The organism is Akkermansia sp. 54_46 (genome assembly GCF_001917295.1).
Classification (GTDB): domain Bacteria; phylum Verrucomicrobiota; class Verrucomicrobiia; order Verrucomicrobiales; family Akkermansiaceae; genus Akkermansia; species Akkermansia muciniphila.
Window position 1 is genome coordinate 55,128 of record NZ_MNUD01000001.1, and the last position, 23,462, is coordinate 78,589.

General features: G+C 57.4%; 18 protein-coding genes. 8 read left to right on the forward strand and 10 right to left on the reverse strand.

All coding sequences use genetic code 11. The annotated features are described in order from the left end of the window. Nucleotides 1-8 precede the first annotated feature (8 nt). On the reverse strand, nucleotides 9-2,063 hold the full coding sequence (locus BHW66_RS00220; protein WP_286688800.1) for a methylmalonyl-CoA mutase family protein: 2,055 nt from the start codon (nucleotides 2,061-2,063) through the stop codon (nucleotides 9-11). A gap of 205 nt (nucleotides 2,064-2,268) precedes the next feature. Here BHW66_RS00220 and BHW66_RS00225 point away from each other — a divergent pair, with 205 nt between their 5' ends. The 5 genes from BHW66_RS00225 to BHW66_RS00245 are packed head-to-tail and all read left to right on the forward strand — an operon-like array spanning nucleotide 2,269 to nucleotide 9,472. After that, a complete protein-coding gene (locus BHW66_RS00225; protein ID WP_253822203.1) occupies nucleotides 2,269-4,896 on the forward strand; it encodes a hypothetical protein in 2,628 nt (875 codons plus the stop codon). Beyond that, nucleotides 4,893-5,546 carry a hypothetical protein gene (locus BHW66_RS00230; RefSeq protein WP_022197397.1) on the forward strand — a complete coding sequence of 218 codons (654 nt, stop codon included), beginning with the start codon at nucleotides 4,893-4,895 and terminating at the stop codon, nucleotides 5,544-5,546. The genes BHW66_RS00225 and BHW66_RS00230 overlap by 4 nt, the downstream gene beginning before the upstream one ends. A 53-nt stretch (nucleotides 5,547-5,599) precedes the next feature. Beyond that, a complete protein-coding gene (locus BHW66_RS00235) occupies nucleotides 5,600-6,601 on the forward strand; it encodes a prenyltransferase/squalene oxidase repeat-containing protein (RefSeq protein ID WP_102758609.1) in 1,002 nt (333 codons plus the stop codon). Further along, nucleotides 6,591-8,033: a hypothetical protein gene (locus tag BHW66_RS00240; RefSeq protein ID WP_128153547.1), complete on the forward strand. Its 1,443-nt coding sequence runs from the start codon at nucleotides 6,591-6,593 to the stop codon at nucleotides 8,031-8,033. Before BHW66_RS00235 ends, BHW66_RS00240 begins: the two co-directional genes overlap by 11 nt. An 11-nt stretch (nucleotides 8,034-8,044) precedes the next feature. After that, nucleotides 8,045-9,472 (forward strand): hypothetical protein, encoded by a 1,428-nt coding sequence (locus BHW66_RS00245; protein WP_253822202.1) that lies wholly within the window; start codon nucleotides 8,045-8,047, stop codon nucleotides 9,470-9,472. A gap of 65 nt (nucleotides 9,473-9,537) precedes the next feature. Here BHW66_RS00245 and proC read toward each other — a convergent pair whose 3' ends face one another. The 3 genes from proC to BHW66_RS00260 all read right to left on the reverse strand — a co-directional run bounded on the left by proC (nucleotide 9,538) and on the right by BHW66_RS00260 (nucleotide 12,006). Next, nucleotides 9,538-10,344, reverse strand: coding sequence for a pyrroline-5-carboxylate reductase (proC, locus tag BHW66_RS00250; RefSeq protein WP_102734639.1), 807 nt, complete (start codon nucleotides 10,342-10,344; stop codon nucleotides 9,538-9,540). Between the two features lie 70 nt (nucleotides 10,345-10,414). Beyond that, nucleotides 10,415-11,077: a DNA-3-methyladenine glycosylase I gene (locus BHW66_RS00255; protein WP_102733325.1), complete on the reverse strand. Its 663-nt coding sequence runs from the start codon at nucleotides 11,075-11,077 to the stop codon at nucleotides 10,415-10,417. 11 nt (nucleotides 11,078-11,088) lie between these two features. Then, nucleotides 11,089-12,006: a hypothetical protein gene (locus BHW66_RS00260; RefSeq protein WP_128252834.1), complete on the reverse strand. Its 918-nt coding sequence runs from the start codon at nucleotides 12,004-12,006 to the stop codon at nucleotides 11,089-11,091. Nucleotides 12,007-12,114: 108 nt separating this feature from the next. Here BHW66_RS00260 and BHW66_RS00265 point away from each other — a divergent pair, with 108 nt between their 5' ends. Both BHW66_RS00265 and BHW66_RS00270 read left to right on the forward strand, forming a co-directional pair. Further along, nucleotides 12,115-13,062 carry a hypothetical protein gene (locus tag BHW66_RS00265; RefSeq protein ID WP_102737395.1) on the forward strand — a complete coding sequence of 316 codons (948 nt, stop codon included), beginning with the start codon at nucleotides 12,115-12,117 and terminating at the stop codon, nucleotides 13,060-13,062. A gap of 79 nt (nucleotides 13,063-13,141) precedes the next feature. Further along, the gene (locus BHW66_RS00270; protein WP_286688801.1) at nucleotides 13,142-14,182 is read left to right on the forward strand and encodes a serine/threonine-protein kinase; all 1,041 of its coding nucleotides are present in this window, start codon (nucleotides 13,142-13,144) and stop codon (nucleotides 14,180-14,182) included. 128 nt (nucleotides 14,183-14,310) lie between these two features. On the opposite strand, the gene BHW66_RS00275 is transcribed toward BHW66_RS00270, so the two are convergent. Further along, the gene (locus BHW66_RS00275; RefSeq protein ID WP_022197406.1) at nucleotides 14,311-15,774 is read right to left on the reverse strand and encodes a tryptophanase; all 1,464 of its coding nucleotides are present in this window, start codon (nucleotides 15,772-15,774) and stop codon (nucleotides 14,311-14,313) included. Between the two features lie 153 nt (nucleotides 15,775-15,927). Between BHW66_RS00275 and BHW66_RS00280 the strand changes: the two genes are divergently transcribed. After that, nucleotides 15,928-16,521 carry a hypothetical protein gene (locus BHW66_RS00280; RefSeq protein WP_022197407.1) on the forward strand — a complete coding sequence of 198 codons (594 nt, stop codon included), beginning with the start codon at nucleotides 15,928-15,930 and terminating at the stop codon, nucleotides 16,519-16,521. Here BHW66_RS00280 and BHW66_RS00285 read toward each other — a convergent pair. The 5 genes from BHW66_RS00285 to BHW66_RS00305 form a co-directional block, all read right to left on the reverse strand. Then, on the reverse strand, nucleotides 16,511-17,533 hold the full coding sequence (locus tag BHW66_RS00285; RefSeq protein ID WP_022197408.1) for a DUF4105 domain-containing protein: 1,023 nt from the start codon (nucleotides 17,531-17,533) through the stop codon (nucleotides 16,511-16,513). The genes BHW66_RS00280 and BHW66_RS00285 overlap by 11 nt on opposite strands. A gap of 60 nt (nucleotides 17,534-17,593) precedes the next feature. Next, on the reverse strand, nucleotides 17,594-20,113 hold the full coding sequence (pheT, locus tag BHW66_RS00290; RefSeq protein WP_022197409.1) for a phenylalanine--tRNA ligase subunit beta: 2,520 nt from the start codon (nucleotides 20,111-20,113) through the stop codon (nucleotides 17,594-17,596). Nucleotides 20,114-20,133: 20 nt separating this feature from the next. Then, a complete protein-coding gene (pheS, locus tag BHW66_RS00295; RefSeq protein ID WP_102732597.1) occupies nucleotides 20,134-21,159 on the reverse strand; it encodes a phenylalanine--tRNA ligase subunit alpha in 1,026 nt (341 codons plus the stop codon). A 187-nt stretch (nucleotides 21,160-21,346) separates the two neighbouring features. Further along, nucleotides 21,347-21,865 carry a hypothetical protein gene (locus BHW66_RS00300; RefSeq protein ID WP_146018466.1) on the reverse strand — a complete coding sequence of 173 codons (519 nt, stop codon included), beginning with the start codon at nucleotides 21,863-21,865 and terminating at the stop codon, nucleotides 21,347-21,349. A 226-nt stretch (nucleotides 21,866-22,091) separates the two neighbouring features. Continuing rightward, nucleotides 22,092-23,276 (reverse strand): MFS transporter, encoded by a 1,185-nt coding sequence (locus tag BHW66_RS00305; RefSeq protein ID WP_102735919.1) that lies wholly within the window; start codon nucleotides 23,274-23,276, stop codon nucleotides 22,092-22,094. Nucleotides 23,277-23,462 lie beyond the last annotated feature (186 nt).

Sequence of the window (23,462 nt, forward strand, 5' to 3'; positions counted from 1 at the left end):
GGTGGTTGTTAGAGGCCGATTTTGTTTTGAATAGCTTCAACGGTGTTGTAGCAGTTGGCCTTGACGTGGATGAAGATGTCCACGCCGGCTTCCTTGAATGCTTCCACATAGTCGGCCGGATAACCGGCAAGGGCCACCATCATGTCCGGTCTGGTCTCCCTGAGCGCCTTGCAGAAGGCGGGGACGATTTCCGGATAAGTGTCATCCGTGGAGCAGATGACGCATACGGCACAGCCGCTTTCCGCAGCCGCCCTGGCCGCGTCTTCCGGAGTTTGGAAGCCGGACGGATAAACCACATCCAGACCGCCGGCGCGCAGGAAGTCGCGGGAGAAGTCCGCACGGGCCTTGTGCTGGCGAAGCGGCCCCATGTTGGCGAAGAAGACCATCGGCCGGGAACCCTTTTCCTCCACCCAGGCGTCAGCCTTGGCGAGCAGGGATTCAAAACGTTCCGCCAGGCGGCGCTTCGGCAGGGCTTCCATTTCCAGAGGTTCGCCGCACTTACAGTCAACCCCGGCCACCAGGGCCTTGTTGATGAGACAGGTGGAAAAGCCTTCTCTGGCGGCCTTGCAGGCGGAGTCCACGCTCATTTCCACTTCCGGGAGCTGGATATCCGCATTCTTGCAGCAGCCGTGCCCCTTGTGGGCGGAGCAGCAGGAGCCTTCCGTCGCCTCCAGTTTCTTCTCTGCCAGGTTGACATACTGGTTGACGCCCACGATGGACTGCCGGCGCTGGTCCGCCAGTTCGTAACGTTTGGCGGCGGTGGCGTTCACCTTCTTCTGGATGCTGCCGGCTTTGAGAGCCTTGACGATGCCGCCTTCCTTTTCGATGCCCTGGAAGAATTCCCATATCTTCCGGGAGGCTTCATCCGTCAGGTTTTCCAGGTACCAGGAACCGCCGGCGGGGTCAACGACCTTGTCCAGATTGCATTCGCCCAGCAGAATCAGCGGGCAGTTGCGGGCAATGCGGCGGGAGAATTCGTCCGGCATGCGCACGGCAGCGTCAAAGGGCAGAACGTCAATACTGTCCACGCCGCCCATGATGGCGGAGAATGCCTGGGCGGAGCCGCGCAGCAGGTTGACCCAGGGATCCACCTTGGAGAGGGTCCAGAAGGAGGTGCGGGCATGGAGCTTGATTTTGGCAGCTTCCTCGCTTCCTCCGCATTCTTTGACGATGATGGCCCAGAGTTCGCACAAGGCGCGGATTTTGGCGATTTCCAGGAACAGGTTGGCGCCGATGGAGACCGTAAAGCGCATGTGCGCCGCAGTTTCATCCACGGAGAGGCCGCGTTCCTCCATGGCGCGCAGATAGGCCACGGCAGTGGACAGCATGGCGCCCACTTCTTCAAAAGCGGAAGCGCCGGAATCCGCGTAAGGCAGCCCGCTGACGCCGATGGTCTGGAAGCCGGGAGCGTTGGCGACGGCCCATTTGGTCATTACGGCCATCTGGTCATAGTAGGCGCAGATGCCTTTTCCCCCGCAAAGGGAGCCCTTCATCACAGCTTTCCCCACCGGGTCATACAGAACGCCGCCCCTGAGATCCGCCGTCTTGACGCCGGCGGCCTTGCAGGTGTTCAGGAACATGGAGAGGGTTCCCAGGCCGCAGGAACCGGGAGTGACATATACGGGAAGCCCGTCCAGCCGGACGCCCTTGAGAGCCGTATCCCAGTCAGCCTGCTTGCGCAGTTTCAGGCCGCATTTGCAGTTGAGCTGGATGTTTACGGCGGTCAGGCCGCGTTCCAGGTCATGCAGAAGCTTGGCGTTGAAATCCTCAGGAGAGGAAGCGGGAATGCTCTGGGCGATTTCGCAGGGCTTTTCCATATAGCCCAGGGCGCGCGTTCCGCGGCGGTATGGAAATTGCCCGGCAGGCATTACCGGGGAATGTTCATCCCATTTGTTATAGATGGGATGCAGGGTAATTCCCTCCACAAGCTTGGTAAAAAGCTTCTTGTCAAAATCAGCCCCTTTCAGGGCAGCGACTGCTGCCTCGCGCCATTCGGCGTATGTGGCTGGTGCGAATTCTCCGAAATCAATTTCCGGAGCCGTTGTTTTATTTCCCTGTTGCATGGCGAAGTCAATGGGTAAGGCCTAATATGTTGGTTTTTAACTATGCGCAAACCAGGCCAAGTTTAAAGCGCAACATTATTTTAGGAAATCAAAGTGTAAAGTCCAGCGAGAAAAATCCTCCCGTCCGCCTGCAAATGCGAATTTGCTTCATCACGCGAGGCAAACTTGCAAAAACGATGTCCATGGCGTAAATACGGGAATAAGCATGCCCCCTTCCACTACCGTCAAACTCCCTCCCCAGCTGGTCAGGCAGCTCCGAACTTTCCGGCGCCGCCTCAGAACGGTGAAGATGCTGGAAGCCGTATGCCTTGCAGGCATTGCCGTCATTCTTTCCTACGCGCTCCTGTACCTTTCCGACAGATTGTGGGAGACGCCTCCCGCCGTCGGCTGGCTCCTGTTTTTCATCGCCGTGTCTGGCCTGGCGGTGTTTATTCCCTGGTGGAGTTTCCGGTGGGTGTGGCAGAGGCGCACGGAAGCCCAGCTGGCGCGGCTGATTTCCCGGACGGACGCGGCCCTGGGGGATCGTCTTCTGGGCGTCATCGAACTGGATTCAGAAAAGCACGGCCGCCAATACGGTTCCGAAAAGCTGAAAAAGGCGGCCATGGAGCAGGTGGCCCGCGAAGTGTCCGCCCGGGATCTGACAGTGAACATCCCCCGGCCCAGCCACAGGAAGCTGTTCGTCCTGCTGGCGGTTCTCGCCGCATGCACGGCGGCCGTATGTGCGGTAAGCCCGGAAGCGGCAGGGAATGCCCTGAAACGCTGGGTCCGCCCGTTCAATCCTCCGGAACGCTATACATTCACCCAGCTGGCCCCCACCCCGGATTCCCTGGTCATTCCCATGGGAGAGAGCTGCCTGTATGAAATCCGGCTGGCGGAGGGAACCAAAACCCGCCCGCAGACGGCAGAGTATTTTTTCCGCAACAGGGTGAGCCAGCAAGCGCCTCTTGCGGACGGCGCATACAATATCCACATCCCCCCCATGCAACAGGCGGACAGCCTGGAGTTTTTTGCAGGGGATGCCGTGCGACGGCTGAACATCATCCCGAAGGGGCGCCCTTCCCTGCTGGGAGCCGAAGCCGGCGTAGCCTATCCTGCCTATATGGCGCGCGCCAACGGCAGGGAAGCCATGAGAGCAGGAGTTATTTCCGCCCCGGAAGGCTCTACGCTGACGTTGAAGGTGTCCGCCTCCCAGCGTCTGCAGTCTGCGGAGGACGCGCAGGGCCATCTGCTCCGGGTGGAAGGAAGCAACGTCATCATTCCGAACATCCTTTTGGAAAAAGAGCCCAGGGAAATAGAGCTTGACTGGATGGACAGCGACGGGCTGGCTGCTTCCCGGCCCGTGAAGATACAACTGGAACCCATTGAAGACAAACAGCCTTCCATTTACCTGAGAGGCGGCGAAAACGACCGCTACGTACTGGAGGATACCAGCATTGAGCTGGAGGTAGAAGCGGCGGACGATTTCGGCCTCCGGGAAATGGGGGTGGAATGGCAGGGTGAAAAATCCTTTTACGACGGCAATGAGGATGAAAACGGAGCCTCAGTTCCAAAACCGGCCGGTGCGGACAAACCGGCGCCCGGCCTCCGCGGGGAGAAAGTGCTGGCGGACGGACAGCCCACGCAGACCGGGCTGAAAGGAACATTCCTGTTCCAGGCCAGGGCGCTGAAGCTATCTCCCCAGCGCGTCGTCATCCGCGGGTTTACGCAGGATTACAAACCGGGAGGCAAACGCGTTTATTCGGAACCCATGATTATTTTCGTCCTTTCCAAGTCCGAGCACGCCCAGATGATTCGCAATGAACTGGAACGCATCACCAGCGATCTGGAAGGCATGATCCGCCGCATGGACGCCATGGCGGACGAAGCAAAACGGCTGAAAGGAATAGAAAGCGGCAAATTGAAAGATGCGGAGTCCCAGGAACGCCTGCACGCCCTGGCCGATGAAGAGCAGGCCAACAGGCGCGAGTTGGGAGACTTGCTCAACCGCTCGGAAAGCCTGTTTAAGGAAGCCTCCCGCAATTCCCAGATAGACCCGGCCGGCATGAAGGAATTCATGAAAGGAATTTCCATGCTCAAACCCATTCCCGACGGGTCCATGAAGATGGCCCAGAAGCTCTTCCGGGATTCCGCCTCCGAGAGCCGCTCCGAGCAGGAAAGCAGGAAGGACCTGGACGACGGGGAGAATTCCCATTCCGAAGCCACACAGGCGCTGAAAGACACCATGAACCAGCTCTCCAAGTCCGCGCAGGACATGGAGGCCAGCACATTCGTGGCACGGCTCAGGCAGGCCGCATCCAAGGAGGATTCCATCGCCCATGCGCTGGCCGGCCAGATCAACACCATTGCGGGCATGACCATGGAGGAGCTTGACCCTTCCACCAGGCGTGAAATGGAAACCATCGCCACCCTTCAAAATGCCTCCACGCAGGACATAGGCTGGATTCTGGAAGACCTCAGCTATTACAAGTCACGCACCGGGGAGCGCATTTACAGCGACCTGTACAACCAGATGAACGCTTTCTCCCTCCGGGAGAAGCTGGACCTGGTGCACGGCAATATCCTGAACGCAATCACAGCCCGCTCCATTGACGAGTCCCGCCTGTATGCCTCCACTCTGCGCCATTGGGCCAAATTGATAGACGACTATAAGAAGAGCCGCCGCGGCGGCGGGGGAGGCGGCGGCGGGGGAGGCAGCCAGTCCTCCATTTCCGACGCCGAGTTTGAATTCATGCTGAAACTCATCCGCATGATCCAACAGGAACAGGATATCCGCATGCGCACCCGCGCCGCCGAACAGGAACACCGAAAAAAACTTCCCCCCCCTGCCCCATGAATACCGCCAATTTTCCAGCCATGATTCTGGCGCTTTCCCTGCCCTGCGCCGCCGCTCCGGCTCCCGCTCCGGAATATTCCGCCAAGCACAGGGAAACGGCATCCAAACTGGCAGTACAACAGGACGAGCTCCAGGCGGACACTTCCGACCTTATCCTGGGAGAAACCAATGAGGAGGTAGTGGACCTGCTGAAAAAATGCCGCCATGCCATGAATGACGCCGTGGACCTGCTGGAAGTTTACAATACCGGAGGCCAGACGCTGGCCGCGCAGTCGGATGTGATTGAATTGATTTACCAGGCAGCCAAGGCCAAGATGACCGGGGCCGACGGCCGGCCCAAGCCGGGAGGAAGAGCTCTTATGGACATGCTGCGCCAGCTGCTCGGCATGGATAGCGACTCCCAGTCCGCGGAACAGCAGGAAGGGAATGGGAAAGGGCAGGAAGGTTCCCAGAGAGGCAGCGGCAACAATCCCGGACGCGGAGCGAATGGAAAATCCAATATGGCCTCCTCCCAGGATAAAGGCGTTTCCAATCCGGACACGGCTGCGGAAACGCGTTCCGTTCCCAAATCCACCGGCATGTCCGCAGACGACATGCCTTCCGAATTCCGCAAGGCGCTGGACGCCTACAACAAGACTTTGCAGAAGTGAGACGCATCTCTCCGGACAGCCCTTTCACGCATGAACAGCAACTTCCCGTTTCCATGAAAAATCCCCGCCTCCTGCTTACCGCTTTCTTGACCTGCTGCATGACGGCCGCACCGCAAAACGCAGCGGCCCAATCCCCCATGAGAACGTCTTCTTCCGTGCCGCCCCAGGTGGAACTGATGTATGTGAAGGGGCTACGCTATCTTCAGAATGCCCAGAAAACGGATGGAACCTATGATGGAACTTACGGGAGGGAGCCTGGCATCATCGGTTTTTGCCTTATGTCCGTGCTGGCTCACGGAGACGATCCGAACGCGGGGCCGTACGCCACCATGGTGCGCCGCTGCGTAGATTACATCCTGTCCAGGCAGAACAAGGTATCCGGCTACATTGGGGATTCCATGTACAACCACGGCTTCGCCACTCTCGCCCTGGCGGAAGCCTACGGCATGGTGCGGGACGATCGCATAGGCCCCGCTCTCCGCAAGGCCGTGACCCTGACACTGACCGCCCAGAAAAAAAACAAAACGGGAGGCTGGCGCTATTCCCCGGAATCCACGGACGCGGACAGCACGGTGACCGGCTGCCAGATCGTCTCCCTGTTCGCGGCGCGCAATGCGGGCATTCCCGTGCCGGATGAGGCCTTTGAACGCGGCCTCAAGTATATGGCTTCCTGCCGCGACAAGAAAGGCGCCTACGGCTACACCGGGCCGGCGGGTCCCCGCGTCACCCTCACGGCCATCGGTTCCCTGACGCTGTCCCTGGCGCGCCTTAAAACGGACCCGTCCTTCAAGGATTCCCTGGCCTACCTGAAAAAGCACCTGAACTACCGGGATTCCACTTATCCGTTTTATTTTGAATATTACATGTCACAGGCCCTGTTCCATGCGGACCAGGAAGTGTGGAAGGAATGGAATTACAAAAATATGCGCTATCTGGGAGCCTCCCAGGCGCCCAACGGGTCCTGGCTTTCCGATCATTCCGCGGCATATTCCACTTCCGCCGCCCTGCTCTCCCTCGCGCTTAATTATAGATTTCTACCCATCTATGAACAATAGAATCCGCCTTTCCCTGATGCTGGCCCCGGCCTGCCTGCTGACCGCCTGGGCCAATTCCGTCATCGACGTGGTTACGGATAACAATTACCGCCTCCGCGGGGAAATCATTTCTTACGGAAAACAGGGCATCGTCATCAAGCACCCGGCCATGCGCCAGAACGCCGTCATTCTCCCGTCGGGAATCCGCGCTCTCTACTTTACGGGAACCGCCTCTCCGGATCTTCGCGCCCGGGACAAAATTTTCATGGCTGCGGGGCACAGGGACATCATCCCGTGCAATATCATTTCCATCACACAGGACAAAGTGCAGTACCGGGACATACTGGGCCATGAACGTTCCGTTCCCCGCAGCCAGGTGGCCGGGTTCCGGCTGAATACGCTGCAGGAAAAGGGCTTCTGGCAGGAACCGCTGATTTTTGACAACAGCTGGGTTTATTCCGGCAACCGGGAGGAAGACTACCGCACCCAGGCGGGGAGAAAACTGATGAATGCCCTGAAGCCGAAAATCCAGGGAGACAAGTACCAGTACCGGCTGGGCAACAATGATTACCCCACCTGGATACCCCTGTACAAGAATATCGGCTTGGATCCTTCCTCCTTTACCTTTCGCACCACCATCACCATGAACGGCAATAATGACCGCTCCGGCATTGTCTTCTGTTTCGGGGGGAATGAAAATATTCCTTTCCGGTCCAATTCCGGCAGCAACCTGAACAGGCTCATGCTCAGCATCTCGCCCGGAAAATGCACCCTGCTCAGGGAACAGAAGTCCGGCATCCTCGTGCTGGGGGAAGCGGCCATTCCGGCCCCCATTCTGACGGAGGGCGTGGATATTCAATTGACAGCCTCCCGCCAGGGTGGAAACAAGCAGGTTTACGAGCTGTTGATAGGAGATCTGCCGCCCAGACTGATCACAGACCCCAGCCCGCCGGAACAGCCATTACAGGGAGACGCCTTCGGCCTCCAGATGGAAGGGCACGTGTCCCTGACCATCAGCAAACTGACCCTTTCCTCCATCACCCTGAGCGCCAAATCCGTGGCCAAAAACGGGAATGCAGAGACAGACCTTGTCCTGACAAAGGAAGAAGACGCCATTCCGGGTTCCGTCAGCGGTTACGATAGCAAAACCGGAACGCTGACGCTTTCCACGGACAAGGATTATCCGGGCATTCCCCGTGATCTTTCCATCCCGTCCAAGTACCTGGATACCGTCTTTTTTGCGGAACAGAACAGGAAAGACGACTCCCGCCCCCCAGCCCGCCACAGCCTCCAGATGAAGGACGGTTCCCGCCTGCACGGAGATATTCTGAGCATGGATTCCCTGAATATCATCCTGCGGCATCCGCAGCTCGGACAGATTTCCCTGCCGCTGAAAAACATCACCCGCGTGGAATTCCTGAATCCCGCCCAGCCATCCCGTTCCACTCCCTGATTGACCCCGCCATGAAACAAGCAATGATGCTTTTCCTGTGCGCCTGCGCCCTGCCGACCGCCCTCCTTCTGCCCCATGCTCGTGCGAAAGGGGTCATTACGCTTAAATCCGGGGAAAAACTGCCGGGCAGCATGGATACGATGAACCGCCCTTACCTAAAGGTCCGTTCCAGCATTCTTTCCAAACCCGTGGATGTCCATATGGGGGAGCTTGACGAGCTGGTCTCTTCCCGTCCGCTGGAAATACCGGAACAGTTTTCCATCATCAGGCTGGCCAATGGGGACGAGGTTTACGGCACCCTGAAGGCGCTGGATGCGGAAAATCTTCAACTCCAAACCGCTTGGGGCGGCCTGCTTCAGGTGGACCGCAAATATGTGCGCCACATTGGGTTCGACTCACAGAAAGCCTACCTGCGCAACGCTACGGAATCCCTCCAGGGCTGGGAGTCTTCCGCCAAAAGCACGCTGCCCGAATGCCGCAACGGATACTGGCTCATGCGCGGCTCCAATAATACGGAGCTGCAAACTTCCTTCCCCATGCCACCCCGCCTCCATGTGCAGTTCTCCCTTTACCATACCAATACGTTCCGGATTAATCTTGCCCTCTGGCAGGATTCCGAATCCGGAAACAGCATCAACCTGGATCTCTCCCTGGAAAAAGCGGAACTTTCCAAGAACAGTTCCGGCCAGTACCGAACGCTTGGCAGGGTGAAAAGGAACACGGAGCGGAACTGGTATGCCGACAAGAGCGTCAAGCGTTCCGACGTTCATTTTTACGCCGATCCGGAAAAGGGCAATTATTACCTGTACGTCAACGGTGAACAGGTAGCCTGGTGGGAGGAAGTCAAAGAGATGGACACTATCTTTGAAAACGAGAGCGGAGACGATGAAGGGGAAGATGGAGAAAGCGCCGGGAAACACGAATTCAAACCGGGAAACACTCTTGCCCTGGGAGGTTATGACAGCTTGAACATGGCCGTGTTCCATTTGAATGTATTTGACTGGAATGGAGCCATTCCCCATCTGGAGGAGGAGCTGGACATCATTTCCCGTTACGACCCGGCCGCCCCCAGAGACAAGGCTCTGTTGGTAAACGGAGACGTGCTCAGAGGAGCCATTTCCCTTCAGGAGGAAGGCTCCATCCGCATCAAGTCCGACCATTATGACGTCACCATTCCCACCGTCAGGGTACGCGCACTGAACCAAAAAGGCCATGAAGAGAAAGACCTTCCGGAAGACAGCTCAGACACCCGCGTTTTCCTGACAGACCAGAGCGTCCTTTCCCTGGCCCTGGAAACTATCTGGAACGGGTTCATGGAAGGGCGCTCCTCCGCAGTCGGCAAGGTCCGGATTCCGCTCCAATCCGTCAGAAAGGTCCAGTTCAACCTGCAAAACCCGGAGCTGAGGAAGCAGAGGGAAACGCCGTTCCGGTACAAATAAAGGCTCTCCACCAGGCCGTCCTTTCCGGAGAAAGCCGGCTCCGGGAAAGCCAGAAGAAGCATCCGTTACCGCTCCTCCATTTCCTCCGCGCGCCGTACGGCACTTTTCACCGCCTGAATCCAGGCATTGCGGAAGCCGCATTCATCCAGCGCATTCAGAGCGGCAATCGTGGTCCCTCCGGGGGAAGTGACCTCATCCCGGAGCGCCATGGGATGCTTCCCGGTCCGTTCCAGCATCAGGGAAGCCCCCCGCATGGTTTCCGCAGCCAGCCCCAAAGCGGTTTTCCTGGACAATCCCATGGCTACCCCTGCGTCTGCAAGCGCATCCAGAGCCGTAAACATGTAGGCAGGGCCGCAACCGGAAATGGCGGAAACGGCATTCATCCCGGATTCCGCCACCTTGTAAACGGAGCCGCAGCCGGAAAGCAGCATCCGGGCAGCCTCTTCATCTTCATCTTTTACGCCGTTTCCCGTACTGTAGGCGATGACGCCGGCCAGCACCATGCACGGGGTATTGGGCATGGCACGTATAATGCGCGTTCCGTCGCTGGCGCAGGCTTCCATATCATCCAGGGAAACGGCGGCTGCGATAGAAATCAGAAGGGGAAGCTCCGCCCCCCGTTCGGAAAGAGAGGAAATGAGCGAAAGGACGCCGTGCGGCTTCACGGCCAGAATCAGGACTTCCACGGCGTCCGCCGCATCCGCCTCCGAGGCAGCTTCATGAACTCCGGGGTATTCCTCCTGCAGGGCCTGCACGTTTTCATGATGATGATCGTACACCCAAACTTCCTCCGGAACCGCTGCTCCGGCTTTCAGCATGCCCCGCAACAGGGCGCCTCCCATTTTTCCAAGTCCGATGATACCTGTTTTCATGGTTGATGATTTTTTACAGTCAACATATAAGCGATTTATAGAAAATGGAAATGCCAATTAAGGCCCATGGCTATGGACGAGAATGCCCCATTTCCGCGTTTGTTCCCTCCGGCCCTGTTATCAACGTCTCTGGCTGGACATGCGGTTGGGATTTTGCGTACTGGGCCGCGTTGCAGAAACAGCCCTCAATATGGTCGTTGACAAACCCGGTTGCCTGGAAAAACGCATAACAGATCGTCGGACCGAAAAACCTGAATCCCCGCCTTTTCATGTCCCTGCTCATGGCTTCCGACTCCGGAGAAACAGCGGGAATCTGAGCCAGAGCGCTGAAATGGTTAACAACGGGCTGATGATTGGGGAAAAACGACAAGACGTACCGGTAAAAACTGCCGAATTCTTCCTGAACGGCCATAAACAGTTTCGCATTATTGACAGCGCTGTTGATTTTCAAACGGTTTTTGACAATTCCATCAAATCGCATCAACCGTTCCACATCTTCTGCCGTCATCCGCGCCACTTTCTCCACATCAAAGCCATGGAAGGCTCTCCGGTATCCTTCGCGCTTCCGGAGGATAGTAAGCCAGGATAATCCCGCCTGGGCGCTCTCCAGCACCAGAAATTCAAACAGGGTTTTGTCATCGGAAACGGGCCTGCCCCATTCTTCATCATGGTATTTTATGTAAAGTTCATCGGTTCCGGCCCAGCCGCAACGCGCATTGATGATATCCTTCATACGGTTGCGCCTTAGAATTCCTTTTTCCTGAACAGCCACGCCGCCAGCGTCATGTGAAAGACGAAGTATCCCAGCGTAATCAGGGCCAGGGTTCCGAACAGGGAAAGGGGAATAAGCCGTCCGTTCAGGGCGGAATCCGTCACGGAATAAATCTGGAAATTCGGAAAAACCAGGGAAAAGAGCCTGCTGCCCGCCACCTCCCACCAGGAAAGGCCATCCGTGCCGGATCCCACCCACAGGGAAAGAGCCTGGGTCTGGAACAGTCCCGCCAGATAGATCATGAACGTCAGCAGCGCGCTGATAATGGTGCCGTTCGTCACGCAGGACATCAACAGCGTGAGGGAGGAAAGCACGACAAACTCGCACATCATCACGCCCAGCCCCGTCTGCACGTTCCAGGTAGCTCCCTGGAGGCGGATCCTGTCCAGGTACGGCTGCATTTCCTCCAACGTATAACGGCCTTTCAGCGAGGCTATCTGCTCCGCCACCACCGTATCCGTCCGCATCCACAGCACCAGCGTCATTACGGCATCCATCAGCAGAACGGCAACCAGGGTCAGGGCCAGCACCCCCAGAACCTTCCCCATCAGATAGTCGATGCGCGGCACCGGTTTGCAAAGGATGGTGTATAGAATACGGTCCTCCGCATCCCTGGGAATAATCAGAGCCGTGGCCGCCACGCAGAAAAAGAGGCCGAACACCCGCATGGCGCCGTAGGCGGAGTTTTTCAGCAGCACGAGTTCATTGATTCCCCCGGTTTCAGGCCCCAGCACCGCGCTCAGGCGGAAGGAACTCAGAGCCAGCAGCGCCACGGCGAAGAGCCCAAGAAAGAGAAACACCTTCATGCGCACCAGCTGCGTAAAGGTGGTACCGGCGATTACGGCCATGCGCCCGGGCGAAGGTATATAACCGGAGGTAATCCATGCCATGCGGATCATCTTGCCGTATTCCGGAGCAAATAAAAGAGCTTTTTATTTCATGTGCTGAACTCCTTCCGCCTTGAAGAAGCGCTTCTCCCGTGTTCTCATGGAGCGCGTATGAGTTTACGATCCCAGCTGGAAGAACTGCTCCCGGAACTTTTGCCTTCCGATCCGGCCCAGGCCATTAAGGGAACAGAACTCATCCGCCTGGTGCGTCTGAGGCTGGGGGAGGAATATTCGGACGCATCCCTGCGCTACCATTTTTCTTTCATGGCTTCCGAGCCGGATTCGGAAATCGCCAAGGTGGAACGCGGCCAGGGCTATTACAGGCGCATGAGGGAACGGGACGGGCAGCGCGCTCCCAGAGGGCTTTTGCCCCTGTTCCTCGGGGAAAACGAACCAGACGCCCTGAACTGCCGCGCCAAGGCGCTGGCCCTGGCCGTGCGCCAGTACGATACCACGGGCCGCGGCGTTTTCGTGTTCAGTACCAGTGAAACCGGAACTTCCTGGGTAAAGCCGGATCTGGCCGTTGTGGAATGGCCGGAGGGGGAATGGGAGGAAAACGCGCTTGTTTTTGACAAAAGCGCACTTCAGCGCCGCCGCATGATCGGGGCACCCATGATGGGCATCCGCAGCGTCTGCGTAGCCCGCATGCCCGGTGGAGAAGACGGCAGAAGGGAATTTTTCAGGACTCTGGCCACGTCCCGCTGGGCACAGTGCGGAGAACTGGTCATTGTGGGGGAACTGCCGGATGATTCCGAATGCGCCGCCCTCCGCGGGCTGGCCGCCGAGTTCGGCGTAGGGGTGCTTTGCCTGGAAATTGCGGACGAACGCCTAGGAGAACTCCCCGGCGCGGAGGAAATTTTCAAAGCCGGAGATGAAGAATGTGCCGCCCTGCTGGCGGAGCTCACGCCCGTACGGCTGGCCGCCGGAAGACTGAAGACGCTGGAGGCAGATACGGGGGAAACCCTGGGCGGGGAATTCGGAGCCCTGTTCGACTGGCTGGCCGCCTGCCTGGAACGCGGCAGCGTGGAAGAATATGAATTCCGCGTCTCCTGTTACTGAATGCGGCGGAGAGATTCTTGACAGAACTTGCGTATTAAATTAAAGATTTTCCCGGCTCCAACCCGCCCTTCCCCCTGACATGGAACAAGAAACACTGGTTTACCCGCTTGCGGACAATACTGTTCTGCAAGACAAATATACGATATTGAGCGTGCTGAACGCCGGCGGCTTCGGCATCACGTACCTGGCTCTGGACAACCCCGGTTCCCGGTATGTCGTCATCAAGGAATGCATGCCGGACGCCTACGCCTGCCGGGATATGGAAACCGGCGTTGTCCATCCCCGGAACGAACAGACCGCCGTCAATTTTTCCCAGAGCGTTTCCAATTCCCGGCAGGAGGCTTCCGTCCTGTCCCAGCTCAACCATCCCGGCATTGTCCAGGTGTTTGACGCCAACGGCACCTGCTATTACGTCATGGAGAATATCCAGGGACAGACCCTGTTCGACCTGATGACCACCATGCACGCCACCGGGCAAACCATGGAACCGGCCCAGGCCACGGATCTTCTGTTCCGCCTGCTGGACATCCTGCACTACCTTCACTCCATGGGTGTGTACCATTGCGACATCAAGCCGAGCAACATCTTCATCCAGCCGGACGGAACGCCCAAGCTCATCGACTTCGGCGCCGTGCGCACCAAGACCCTCCAGCATCAGGGGCTCGTCCAGATCACGCCCGGCTATACCCCGCCGGAATTCTACCCCGGACGCCGGAGCGAAATAGGTCCCTGGTGCGATATGTACGAACTGGGCGCCACGTTCTACGAATTGCTCACGGGCCAGGTTCCCCATCCTGCGGACCAGCGTTCCGTGGTGGACCGCAACCCGAAAGTGACCAGTTACGCGGCCCTGCGGAAAACTTATCCCATGAACTTCCTTTCCGGAATTGACAAAGCCCTGTCGCCGGACGAACGCAACCGCTTCCATTCCGCCAAGGCATGGAATGACTATATCAACGCCATGGCGGCAGTAGGCACCCTGCAGGCCGGCGGAGTATCGAGGAAGGCTCTTCCCCAGGCCAGGAAAAAATCTTCCGCAGGCACGGCTTTCCTCATCATCCTGCTCATCGCAACGGCAATCGGCTGGGTATGCTGGAAACAGGGTCTGCTTAACTTCTGATTCCGGCCGCTTTCCGGCGGAAACATTGAAGGGTGATGTCCGCAAAGACACGCCTCCCCCAACGCAATAAGGGCTGAACCTGACGGTCCAGCCCTTGCCAATCCGGAATTGAACGGGAGAACCAACCTTTACAGGCTTTCCCCGAAGTCCCGGCGGTATTTGGCCGCCAGTTTTTCAGGCCAGTCGCTCTTGGCGCGGAGCTTGCCCATGAAGAAGCGCAGGACGGGCGGTTCCTCCACAAATTCCAGGCCGCCAATCAAATCGCGGTTGTCATAGAGCCACTTCATGCGGTCCGCCACGTATTTCACCTGGGATAATGTGAAGACACGGCGCGGGAAGGCCAGGCGGAGCAGTTCCACATCCGCCAGAATGTCCTTGCCGTTTTCGTCGCGGACGCTGGAAAGCGTGCCGCGTTCCATGCCGCGCACGCCGGAGGCGATGAAGAAAGCCGCCGCCAAAGCCCCGGCGGGATAGTCCTCCTGCGGAATATGGGGCAGGAAACGCCCGGCGTCAATATGAGCGCCCAGGCCGCCAGCGGGGGTCACGCATGGAATGCCCATGTCCACCATCTGGCCGATAAAGTATTCAATGAAGGAGGGGCTCTGAGAAATCACGGTCAGATCCGTGGTTTCATACAGGCCCACGGCCATGGCCTCAATTTCCCGCACGGAAATGCCGCCGTAGGTCAGGAAGCCTTCAAACAGGGGAACCAGATGCTCCATTTTTTTGGCAATGGCGCGGTCATTCGTGCAAATGCCGCCGCCGCGGGAAGAAGAAACCTTGCGGGCGGAAAAGTACACCAGATCCGCCAAACCACACATGGTTTTCAGGATGTCCGCGCAGGATGAGTCCTTAAACTCGTCTTCACGCATCTTGATGAAATAGGCGTTTTCCCCGATCAGGGAGGCGTCCAACACCAGCATGATGCCGAATTCATCGCAAATACCTCGGATTTCCCTCATGTTGGCAATAGAAAAGGGCTGGCCGCCAATCAGGTTGGTGGAAGCTTCCATACGCACGAAGGGAATTTTGTCCGCCCCGTGCCGGGCGATGCAGTCCCGCAGCTTGGCGGGATCCAGATTGCCCTTGAAGGGATTGGTGCTGACCGGGTTGACGGCTTCATCAGCCACCAGTTCCTCAATCTTTCCGCCGTTCAGGTCAATGTGGGCGTGCGTGGTAGTGAAATGGTAGTTCATCGGAACCACGTCTCCGGGTTTCACAAAGGTGCGGGCAATAATGTTTTCACAGGCTCGGCCCTGGTGGGCGGGAAGCAGGTATTTCTTGCCGAAGACATCCCATACGGCCTGCTTCAGGCGGTCAAAGCTCTGGGAACCGGCATAGGCGTCGTCCGCACGGAACATGGCGGCGATCTGGTTGTCGCTCATGGCGTTGACGCCGGAATCCGTCAGCATGTCCAGATAGACGTCGTTCGTGCTGAGCTGAAAGGTATTAAACCCGGCTTCCCGTGCGGCTTCCAGACGGCGTTCCACGGGAACAAGATGCAGCTTCTGCACCACGCGGACTTTGTGCAGTTCCAGGGGAATTTGTTCCCCATTGTAAAATTTGACAACGTTTGATGGTTCTGAATTCATAAAATAAAAGGTAAATAAAAGTGTAGCAGAATGAATCTTTTCCGCAACATAAAAGGACAGATGGCTTCTTTTTGCCCCCCGCCGGAAAGGCAGGAATGACGCTGAAAGGAAAAATGTGGAACTTTCCGGAGGGAGTTTCTAGCGTGGCTTCCTATGAAAAAATACTGGAAATTGATTCAACAGCACCTGGGCGTGGATGCTGACGGCATCCCCGGCCCCAAGACGGCTCTGGCCCTGCTGGAAAAGCTGGACATCCGCCAACCGGAACATTCCTGGCCCAGCCAGGAGGAAGTGCGTTCCGGAAAATCCGTCTTCGGCCGTGCGGGAGATGAAAGCAACATGACCAGCATCAAGCTGCCTTATGTCATGCGGCTGGCGTGGGAAACAAACACGACTGTTTCCACCATGCGCTGCCACAAGCTGGTGGCGGAACCGCTCGTCCGCATCTTCCAGGCTGCTCTGGACCATTACGGCATGGAGAAAATCAGGGAACTGGGGCTGGACCTGTATGGCGGCTGCTTCAACAACCGCTCCATTATCGGCGGAAAAGCCACATCCATGCATGCCTGGGGCATCGCCGTGGACATGGATCCGGACAGAAACGGACTAAATGTCTCCGCGCCGAAAGCGGTTCTGTCCGGACCGGAGTACACCGCTTTCTGGCAATTCGTGGAAGCGGAAGGGGCCGTATCCCTGGGACGCTCCCGCGACTACGACTGGATGCACTTCCAGTTCGCTACTCTTTGACCGGAGCGGACGCGAACGTCCTCCAGCCCTCCTCCCAGCGGCGGCGGAGGGCTGGCCAGTCCTCACCGTTCCCTCCATGCCCCATAAAAGAGCGCTTTTTCAGCTCCCGGAAGCTTTCTCCGGGAAGGTGGAGGAGTTCCCCGCGGTCATAGGCATTCTGATCGCACATGCCGTTAAAAACGGGAGTCCACTGCCAGCGGCGCACGCCCAGATAGTTCTTGAACGTATCCACCAGTTCCGTCGTGCAGTTGGCGGTGACGGTATGATAATAGCGCGGGCGTTCATGGAGACTGTTGATTTTTTCCGCAAACCCCAGAAAGGCCTTTTTCAGGTTTTCCCTGTCAATGTTGATACGGTACAGGTACATGTCCTCTTTCCGGTAATTAGTGCGCAGGGCGAACAGGTCTTCTTCGTCCGCCAGGATGTAAATCACGTTGAATTGCTTGTAAAGGCCAGGGACACTTCCCTGCTCCACCCCTTCAGGCAGCCGCGTTTCCACGGACAGGGCCAGATGCTTCCCATCCTCAAAACCGAAGGACAACATGGTATGGGCCACGAATTCCATCCCATCCCAGTGGCTCACGGCAAAATCCAGCGTAGCCAGCTTGTCCAAGTCAAAGCGGCGCGTCACATAGCGCGCGTCGAAGTCCCGCTCCGTCCGGTAGATAAAACTGCGCACGTCCTTCACCACGATTTCATTTCCGTTGATTTCCACGGAGGGCAGGCGACTCCAGGACGGCTGCCATTCCTTATCGTTCGTCGCCGGTATGCACAGGTAGTACGCCAGCAACAGGGCCGGCACTCCCCAGGAAGCGCGCCATAATACGGGCCGTTTTCTGCGGAGGGCGAAAGCGCACGCCATGGCCGCCACGTACAACCACACCAGCACGGGACCTCCCCATACGTTGTAAAAAACCACGCCCGCCGCCCATACGGAGAGGCCGAACCACGCCGCCATCATCAGAATGCGGGCGGCGGCCAGGCCCGCGTGGCGCAGGAAAGTCAAATGCATGAAAAATAAAAAGCAGGCCGCGCGTTCCAGCTCATGAAACGCGCGGCCCGTTAACGGAAGTTACCTGAAGGAAAGGCCCTTCACTTTATCCGTCAGGGCTTTCAGCACGCGCTGGTGCGCGGCGTCCACTTCCGCGGCCGTGAGGGTCTTGGCCGGATCCCTGTACAGGAAGGTGTAAGCAATGGATTTGCGGTCCGCCGGGAGTTTTTCACCGGAGGGGTCCGTGAACACGTCAAAGCAGGAATAGCTGACAAGCAGTTTTTCCCGGGCGGATTCCACGGCCTTGACAATGTCCGCATTGGGCGTGGAGAGGGGCAGCTCCATGGCCGCATCGCGGGAAGAGCCGGGGAATTGGGGCAATTCCGCAGCCTTCACAGGCGCGGTGAGGATTTCCTGCATTTTGCGGAGATCCAGTTCCGCCACGTACACGGGCTGGCCCAGGCCCAGCTCCCGGCAGCGCGCCAAGGACAGGCGGGCGAAATAGCCGCAGGCTTTCCCGTCCAGCTGCACATCCGCCCCCAGGGCGGCCTGTTCGCGCGGTTTGGCAGGCGTAAGCGTAAAGCGGTGGCCCGGCGCCAGAGCAGCCATCACGGCCAGAAGGTCCTCAAAGGAGGCCTGCTCCGGCCTGGGGTCCGCCCAGGAGCGCGCCGTGCGGTCCCCGGAAACAAGAATACCCAGGGTATCCGTTTCAATGTCCCTGCCCTTGCCGCCGCCCGTATTGCGGAAGACGCGGCCAAGTTCAAAGAAGCGCAGGCCGGACACACCCTGGTTGCTGTTGCGCACGGCGGCGGCAATCAGGCCGGGCGTATGGGCGGGACGCAGCACGGAGTGATCCTCGCTGAGCGGCAGGGACACGCGGATGAGGTCTCCGTCCTGAAGGGGGCGCAGGGGCAACGCGTCCTTCACCTGGGCAATGGCGCCGTCCGCGGATTCAGAGGCAATGAGCTTGATGGTCTGGGTTTCATAGAATCCCAGGGCCGCCAGCTTACGGCGCAGCTCCATCTGGAAATTGTAGGCCGCATCCACCGGGGATTCCGCCACGAAGGGGCCGGAGAAGCGGGACGGTATGCCGTCCAGGCCGAAGACGCGCACGATTTCCTCCAGCAGGTCGCACGGACGCGTGAGGTCCAGGCGGTGGGGGGGGATCAGCCAGCATTCGGGAGACTCCGGAACCTGCTTCAGGCCCAGCGCCGTCAGGATGCGTGCCCCTTCCTCATGGGAAATGGAACCGCCGGACATCTGATCCAGCGCCTTCCAGGGAAGTTTTACAAAGCCCAGTTCATTAGTCACCGTGGCGCCCTTCCCCTGCTTCAGGGAAGCGGGCACGGAAACGGGGCCGTCCGCCCCCCCGCAGGAAGGCATGGAAGCATGCGCCGGATTAGGAACGGGAGAACCGGCCACATACGTCGGGGAAGCCGTTCCGCCCGCCAGCTGGAGAATCAGTTCCACGGCGCGCACGGAACCGCGCAGGACATTCCAGGCGGAAGTGCCGCGTTCAAAGCGGTAGGAGGAGTCGGAGGACAGGGCCAGCCTGCGGGACGTGGCGCGCACGGAGGAGGGCTTGAACCAGGCGGACTCCAGAATGATATCCGTGGTGGAGTCCGTCACGCCGCTTTCCTCCCCACCCATCACGCCGCCGATGGCGAGCGCCTTGCCGGATTGGTCCGCGACAACCAGGTCCGTGCAGTTAAGCGTGTATTCCTGGCCGTCCAGAGCCTTGAAAGTTTCCCCTTCATAAGCGGTGCGGGTAACGATGCCGCCCTGCACTTTCGCTGCGTCAAAGGCATGGAGGGGCGTTCCCAGTTCATGCAGGACGAAGTTGGTAATATCCACAATGTTGTTGATGGGGCGCAGACCGACGGCTACCAGGCGTTCCTTCAGCCATTCCGGGCTTTCCTGCACGTTCACGCCGCTGATTTTTACGGCGGTGTAGTACGGGTTCAGCTCCGGCTGGTCCAGCCGCACGAAGTCTCCGGCGGGTTCCAGTTCCACCCCGGCGTCGTCAATGGAAACGGGCCTGTACTCCCGGCCGGAGATAGCGGCCAGTTCATACGCCATGCCGTTGTGGGAAAGCAGGTCCGGCCGGTTGGGCGTCACTTCCACTTCCACCAGGGTATCCGCCTTGACAACCTGGGAAATAGGCGTGCCGGGTTCCAGTTCCTGGGGGAGAATCCAGAGACCGTGCTCCTTGTCGGGAAGCCCCAGCTCGGAGGCGGAACAGAGCATGCCGCGGGACTCCACGCCGCGCAGCTTGCCCACCTTGATTTCAAAGTTGCCGGGCAGCACCGCTCCCGGCAGGGCGCAGGGCACCTTGTCTCCCACTTTGTAGTTCTGCGCGCCGCATACGATCTGGTGCAGCGTGCCGTCGCCCACGTCCACCTGGCAGACCTTCAGCCGGTCCGCCTGGGGATGCTGTTCTGCGGCGGCCACGCGGGCCACCACCACGTATGGGGAATCCACGCCCTGCTGGCGGATGTCTTCCACCTCAATGCCGGCAAAGGTCAGCATGTCAGACATTTCATCCACGCTCAGGCCGGACAGGTCAATATACTGGGAAAGCCAGTTAAGGGAAATCTTCATAACGGGAAAACAGGTAAGGATTATTGGAATTGGGCAAGGAAGCGCACATCGTTCTCAATCAGGGCGCGTATGTCCCTGATGCCCCAGCGGATCATCGCCAGGCGGTCCAGGCCGATGCCGAAGGCAAAGCCGGTCAGCCCCGTGTAGCGGGCCTGTGAGCGGGGGTCCAGCCCCAGTTCACGGTCCACGGCTTCAAAAACATTGGGATCCACCATGCCGCAGCCGGCAATCTCCACCCAGCGGGGGGCCTGGCCGTCCACCTTCAGCTTGACGTCAATTTCAAAACTGGGTTCCGTGAACGGGAAGAAATGGGGGCGGAAGCGCACCTCCGTGCCGGAGCCGAAAAGGGCGCGCAGAAAATATTCCAGCGTTCCTTTCAGGTCGCCCACGGAAACGTCCGTATCCACATACAGGCCTTCAAGCTGATTGAAGGCGGAAAGGTGCGTGGCGTCAATTTCGTCGCGGCGATAGGCGGAACCGGGAGCGATGACGCGCACGGGAGGCATCTGCTTTTCCATGGAACGGATTTGCACGGAAGACGTATGCGTACGCAGAAGCTTGCCGGAATCAAAGTAAAACGTATCCTTCTCATTGCGGGCCGGATGATCCTCCGGCGTGTTCAGCGCGTCAAAGCAGTGGAACTCGTCCTCAATCTCCGGGCCGTCCGCCAGGGCAAAGCCCATGTGGCGCAGAATGCGGACGGCTTCATCCCGCACGATGGTGAGGGGGTGCAGCCCGCCAGACGGCAGGGAGCGGGCCGGCAGCGTCAAATCCACCCCGGCCACGGCGGCCTTATCCGCCTGGGCCTGCACTTCCTCCAGCTTGGCGTCCAGGGCTTCCGTAATGGCCTTGCGGGCCTCGTTAAGCAACTGGCCGACGGCGGGTTTTTCCTCCCTGGGAACGTCCTTCATGCCCGTCTGGGCCAAGGTCAATTCCCCTTTTTTGCCGAGGATGGCCACGCGCGCGTCTTCCACGCCGCGCCTGTCAGACGCCTGGGCGATGCGTGCCAGGGCGTCCCGTTGGATGCGTACAATCTCTTTCTTCATAAAATTTGACGGGCAAGAGCTTACCCGCCCCCCCCGCCAGCGTCAAGCCCTTCAAAGGAAAGATTACAAAATCATTCACTTAATTTTGGAAAAATCAAATATTCATAATTTTATAAAAAATTGGTATTATATATAATTAACCCTAACACATATCACCCATTATATTATAAACAAAAAAACGAATCCTTTAATTGGAAGATATATATCCTAATACAGCCAAACACAATCCAGTGAACCATATTATAACACACAAAAGAGGAAGCCATGTACCGAGAAGAGAAACAACACTAAAAGAATAATGCCTTCTCTTTTTTAAACATTTATCTGTTATAGAAAACACATGATGTTCGTCAAGGTTATGCAATATTTTAAGAACAATATCCAATTTTACATAAATTCTATTAACAGAAAACCACAGCAATAATTGAATTATTAAACCAATAAACAATACCAATATAAGATTAGTATTACTCCTTACTGTTACAGCAGCCATTAAAATTAACGAAAAAATAATAAAAAAATAGTTCAGTCTAGTACAAAACAGATTTTCCATAAACTGTCTTTCATCATAAAAAGTCCAATCTCCATTTTTCTTTTGTTTCTCATAAAACTTAATAAAATCGGCTTGAGAATAGGAGGGTTGCTCAGAGACAGATTCAACCACACAAAAAACATCTTCCTTCATTTTTTGATTATTTGATTTCATGTATTGATATTTGGTTTTTACATAGAAAACAAATACAAATTTTATATTTTTGTAAAGAAAAAAAATAATAGATTAGGAATAATTAAAATTTACAGCATTATTTACTTTAGTTTTGTTTCGTTGATCTTTCCGATTTTTTCATCGGAGCAATTTACTGAATATCAATAATTAAAAATATTCTAAAAATCTTAAGGCAAGACATTCTGCATAATTCCGAAATCTTATATTACACGTATCCCGGCCGGGAGGACATGCGGCCGGAAACCATGCCGAGCACGCAGAACAAGGTATAAACCAGGCAGAACGGCAGGAAGGAGCCTCCCTGATGCAGGAAGGAGGTAAACAGCAGGCTCAACAGGGCACCCATGGTAAAGCCGATTCCCTGGGACATGCCGGAAAGCCTGATTGATTCGGAAGGCGTCCGGGCCCGTTCCACCATCAGCGCCATTCCGCGGCTGAATACGGTTCCCGTCGCCAGGCCGAACAGAATCGCCATCCAGACGGCCCAGTCCAGCGGAAGATACAGGATGCCCCAGCAGGAAAGGGCCGCCAACGCCATGGCCATCACGATGAGGAGGCCCCGCCCTCCCATAGCTTTTTCCAGCACGTGAGCGGAGAGCGTAGCGGGCAGCTGGGCGAACATGGCCACGGAAAGGATGAAACCGGCGTCCTCATAGCTCATGCCCCGCTGCCTCAGAAAGATGGGAATCCAGGTATAAAAGAAATAGGCAGCCCCAACGCGGCTCAAATAAAAAACGGTAACCTGCCATGCCTTGCCGCTGCGCAGCAGGCTGCGTCCAGATGCCGCCGGATCGTTTTGAAACACGCCGTCCGGATGCCTGAGAAAATAAGCGCCCCATACCAGCATCCCCAGCAGGATGGGAATAATCCAGATCCCCAGGCCGAAACGCCAGCCTCCCAGCATATTGGAAAGGGGAACGGACAGGCCGGAAGCCGCAGCGCTGCCCACGCCGATCATGGCGCTGTAAACGCCCATCATGGCGGAAGCACGGTCAGGAAACTGGTGCTTGATCAGTCCGGGAATGGCCGCTCCGGCAATCCCCATGCCCAGCCCCATCAGAACCATGCCGCCGTATAACCCCGCCACGCCGTCCCAGCTGCGCCAGAAAATTCCGGCCACCGCCAGAAGCTGGAACCAGAAAATGATTTTCCACGGCGTCATCCGGCGCGCCACGCGCGGAGAAATGGGAGCCGCCACCCCCAGCACAAAGACGGGCAGCAGGGCGAACAGCCCTGAATTTTCCAGGGAAAGCCCCATATCCCTTTCAATCGTTCCCAACAGCGGATCGGGAGAATCAAACCCGGTACGCAGATTAAAGCACACGATTAAAAAGGCGGCAAACAACAGCATCTTTCCCCTGATGCCTCCGGAAGTTCCTGCCTTATCCATCCCATGTTATACAGCCTCTCCCCCGCCCCTGTTCAAAAGCAACAGCCTTCCGGCTGTCAGCAGTCCGGAAGATACGGTATGGAGAAAAGACCATCAGGATGAGCAATCCCCTTGCGGTTTTCCATCCGCCCCCCCTGTCATGAAAAAGCGCCGCCGTCCCGGAGAACGGCGGCGCCCGAACACGCT

Excerpts from the sequence above, each read along its gene's own strand:
- BHW66_RS00220 (WP_286688800.1), bottom strand. The coding sequence starts at position 2,063 with ATGCAACAGGGAAATAAAACAACGGCTCCGGAAATTGATTTCGGAGAA.
- BHW66_RS00225 (WP_253822203.1), top strand. The coding sequence starts at position 2,269 with ATGCCCCCTTCCACTACCGTCAAACTCCCTCCCCAGCTGGTCAGGCAG.
- BHW66_RS00230 (WP_022197397.1), top strand. The coding sequence starts at position 4,893 with ATGAATACCGCCAATTTTCCAGCCATGATTCTGGCGCTTTCCCTGCCC.
- BHW66_RS00235 (WP_102758609.1), top strand. The coding sequence starts at position 5,600 with ATGAAAAATCCCCGCCTCCTGCTTACCGCTTTCTTGACCTGCTGCATG.
- BHW66_RS00240 (WP_128153547.1), top strand. The coding sequence starts at position 6,591 with ATGAACAATAGAATCCGCCTTTCCCTGATGCTGGCCCCGGCCTGCCTG.
- BHW66_RS00245 (WP_253822202.1), top strand. The coding sequence starts at position 8,045 with ATGAAACAAGCAATGATGCTTTTCCTGTGCGCCTGCGCCCTGCCGACC.
- proC (WP_102734639.1), bottom strand. The coding sequence starts at position 10,344 with ATGAAAACAGGTATCATCGGACTTGGAAAAATGGGAGGCGCCCTGTTG.
- BHW66_RS00255 (WP_102733325.1), bottom strand. The coding sequence starts at position 11,077 with ATGAAGGATATCATCAATGCGCGTTGCGGCTGGGCCGGAACCGATGAA.
- BHW66_RS00260 (WP_128252834.1), bottom strand. The coding sequence starts at position 12,006 with ATGGCATGGATTACCTCCGGTTATATACCTTCGCCCGGGCGCATGGCC.
- BHW66_RS00265 (WP_102737395.1), top strand. The coding sequence starts at position 12,115 with ATGAGTTTACGATCCCAGCTGGAAGAACTGCTCCCGGAACTTTTGCCT.
- BHW66_RS00270 (WP_286688801.1), top strand. The coding sequence starts at position 13,142 with ATGGAACAAGAAACACTGGTTTACCCGCTTGCGGACAATACTGTTCTG.
- BHW66_RS00275 (WP_022197406.1), bottom strand. The coding sequence starts at position 15,774 with ATGAATTCAGAACCATCAAACGTTGTCAAATTTTACAATGGGGAACAA.
- BHW66_RS00280 (WP_022197407.1), top strand. The coding sequence starts at position 15,928 with ATGAAAAAATACTGGAAATTGATTCAACAGCACCTGGGCGTGGATGCT.
- BHW66_RS00285 (WP_022197408.1), bottom strand. The coding sequence starts at position 17,533 with ATGCATTTGACTTTCCTGCGCCACGCGGGCCTGGCCGCCGCCCGCATT.
- pheT (WP_022197409.1), bottom strand. The coding sequence starts at position 20,113 with ATGAAGATTTCCCTTAACTGGCTTTCCCAGTATATTGACCTGTCCGGC.
- pheS (WP_102732597.1), bottom strand. The coding sequence starts at position 21,159 with ATGAAGAAAGAGATTGTACGCATCCAACGGGACGCCCTGGCACGCATC.
- BHW66_RS00300 (WP_146018466.1), bottom strand. The coding sequence starts at position 21,865 with ATGAAATCAAATAATCAAAAAATGAAGGAAGATGTTTTTTGTGTGGTT.
- BHW66_RS00305 (WP_102735919.1), bottom strand. The coding sequence starts at position 23,276 with ATGGATAAGGCAGGAACTTCCGGAGGCATCAGGGGAAAGATGCTGTTG.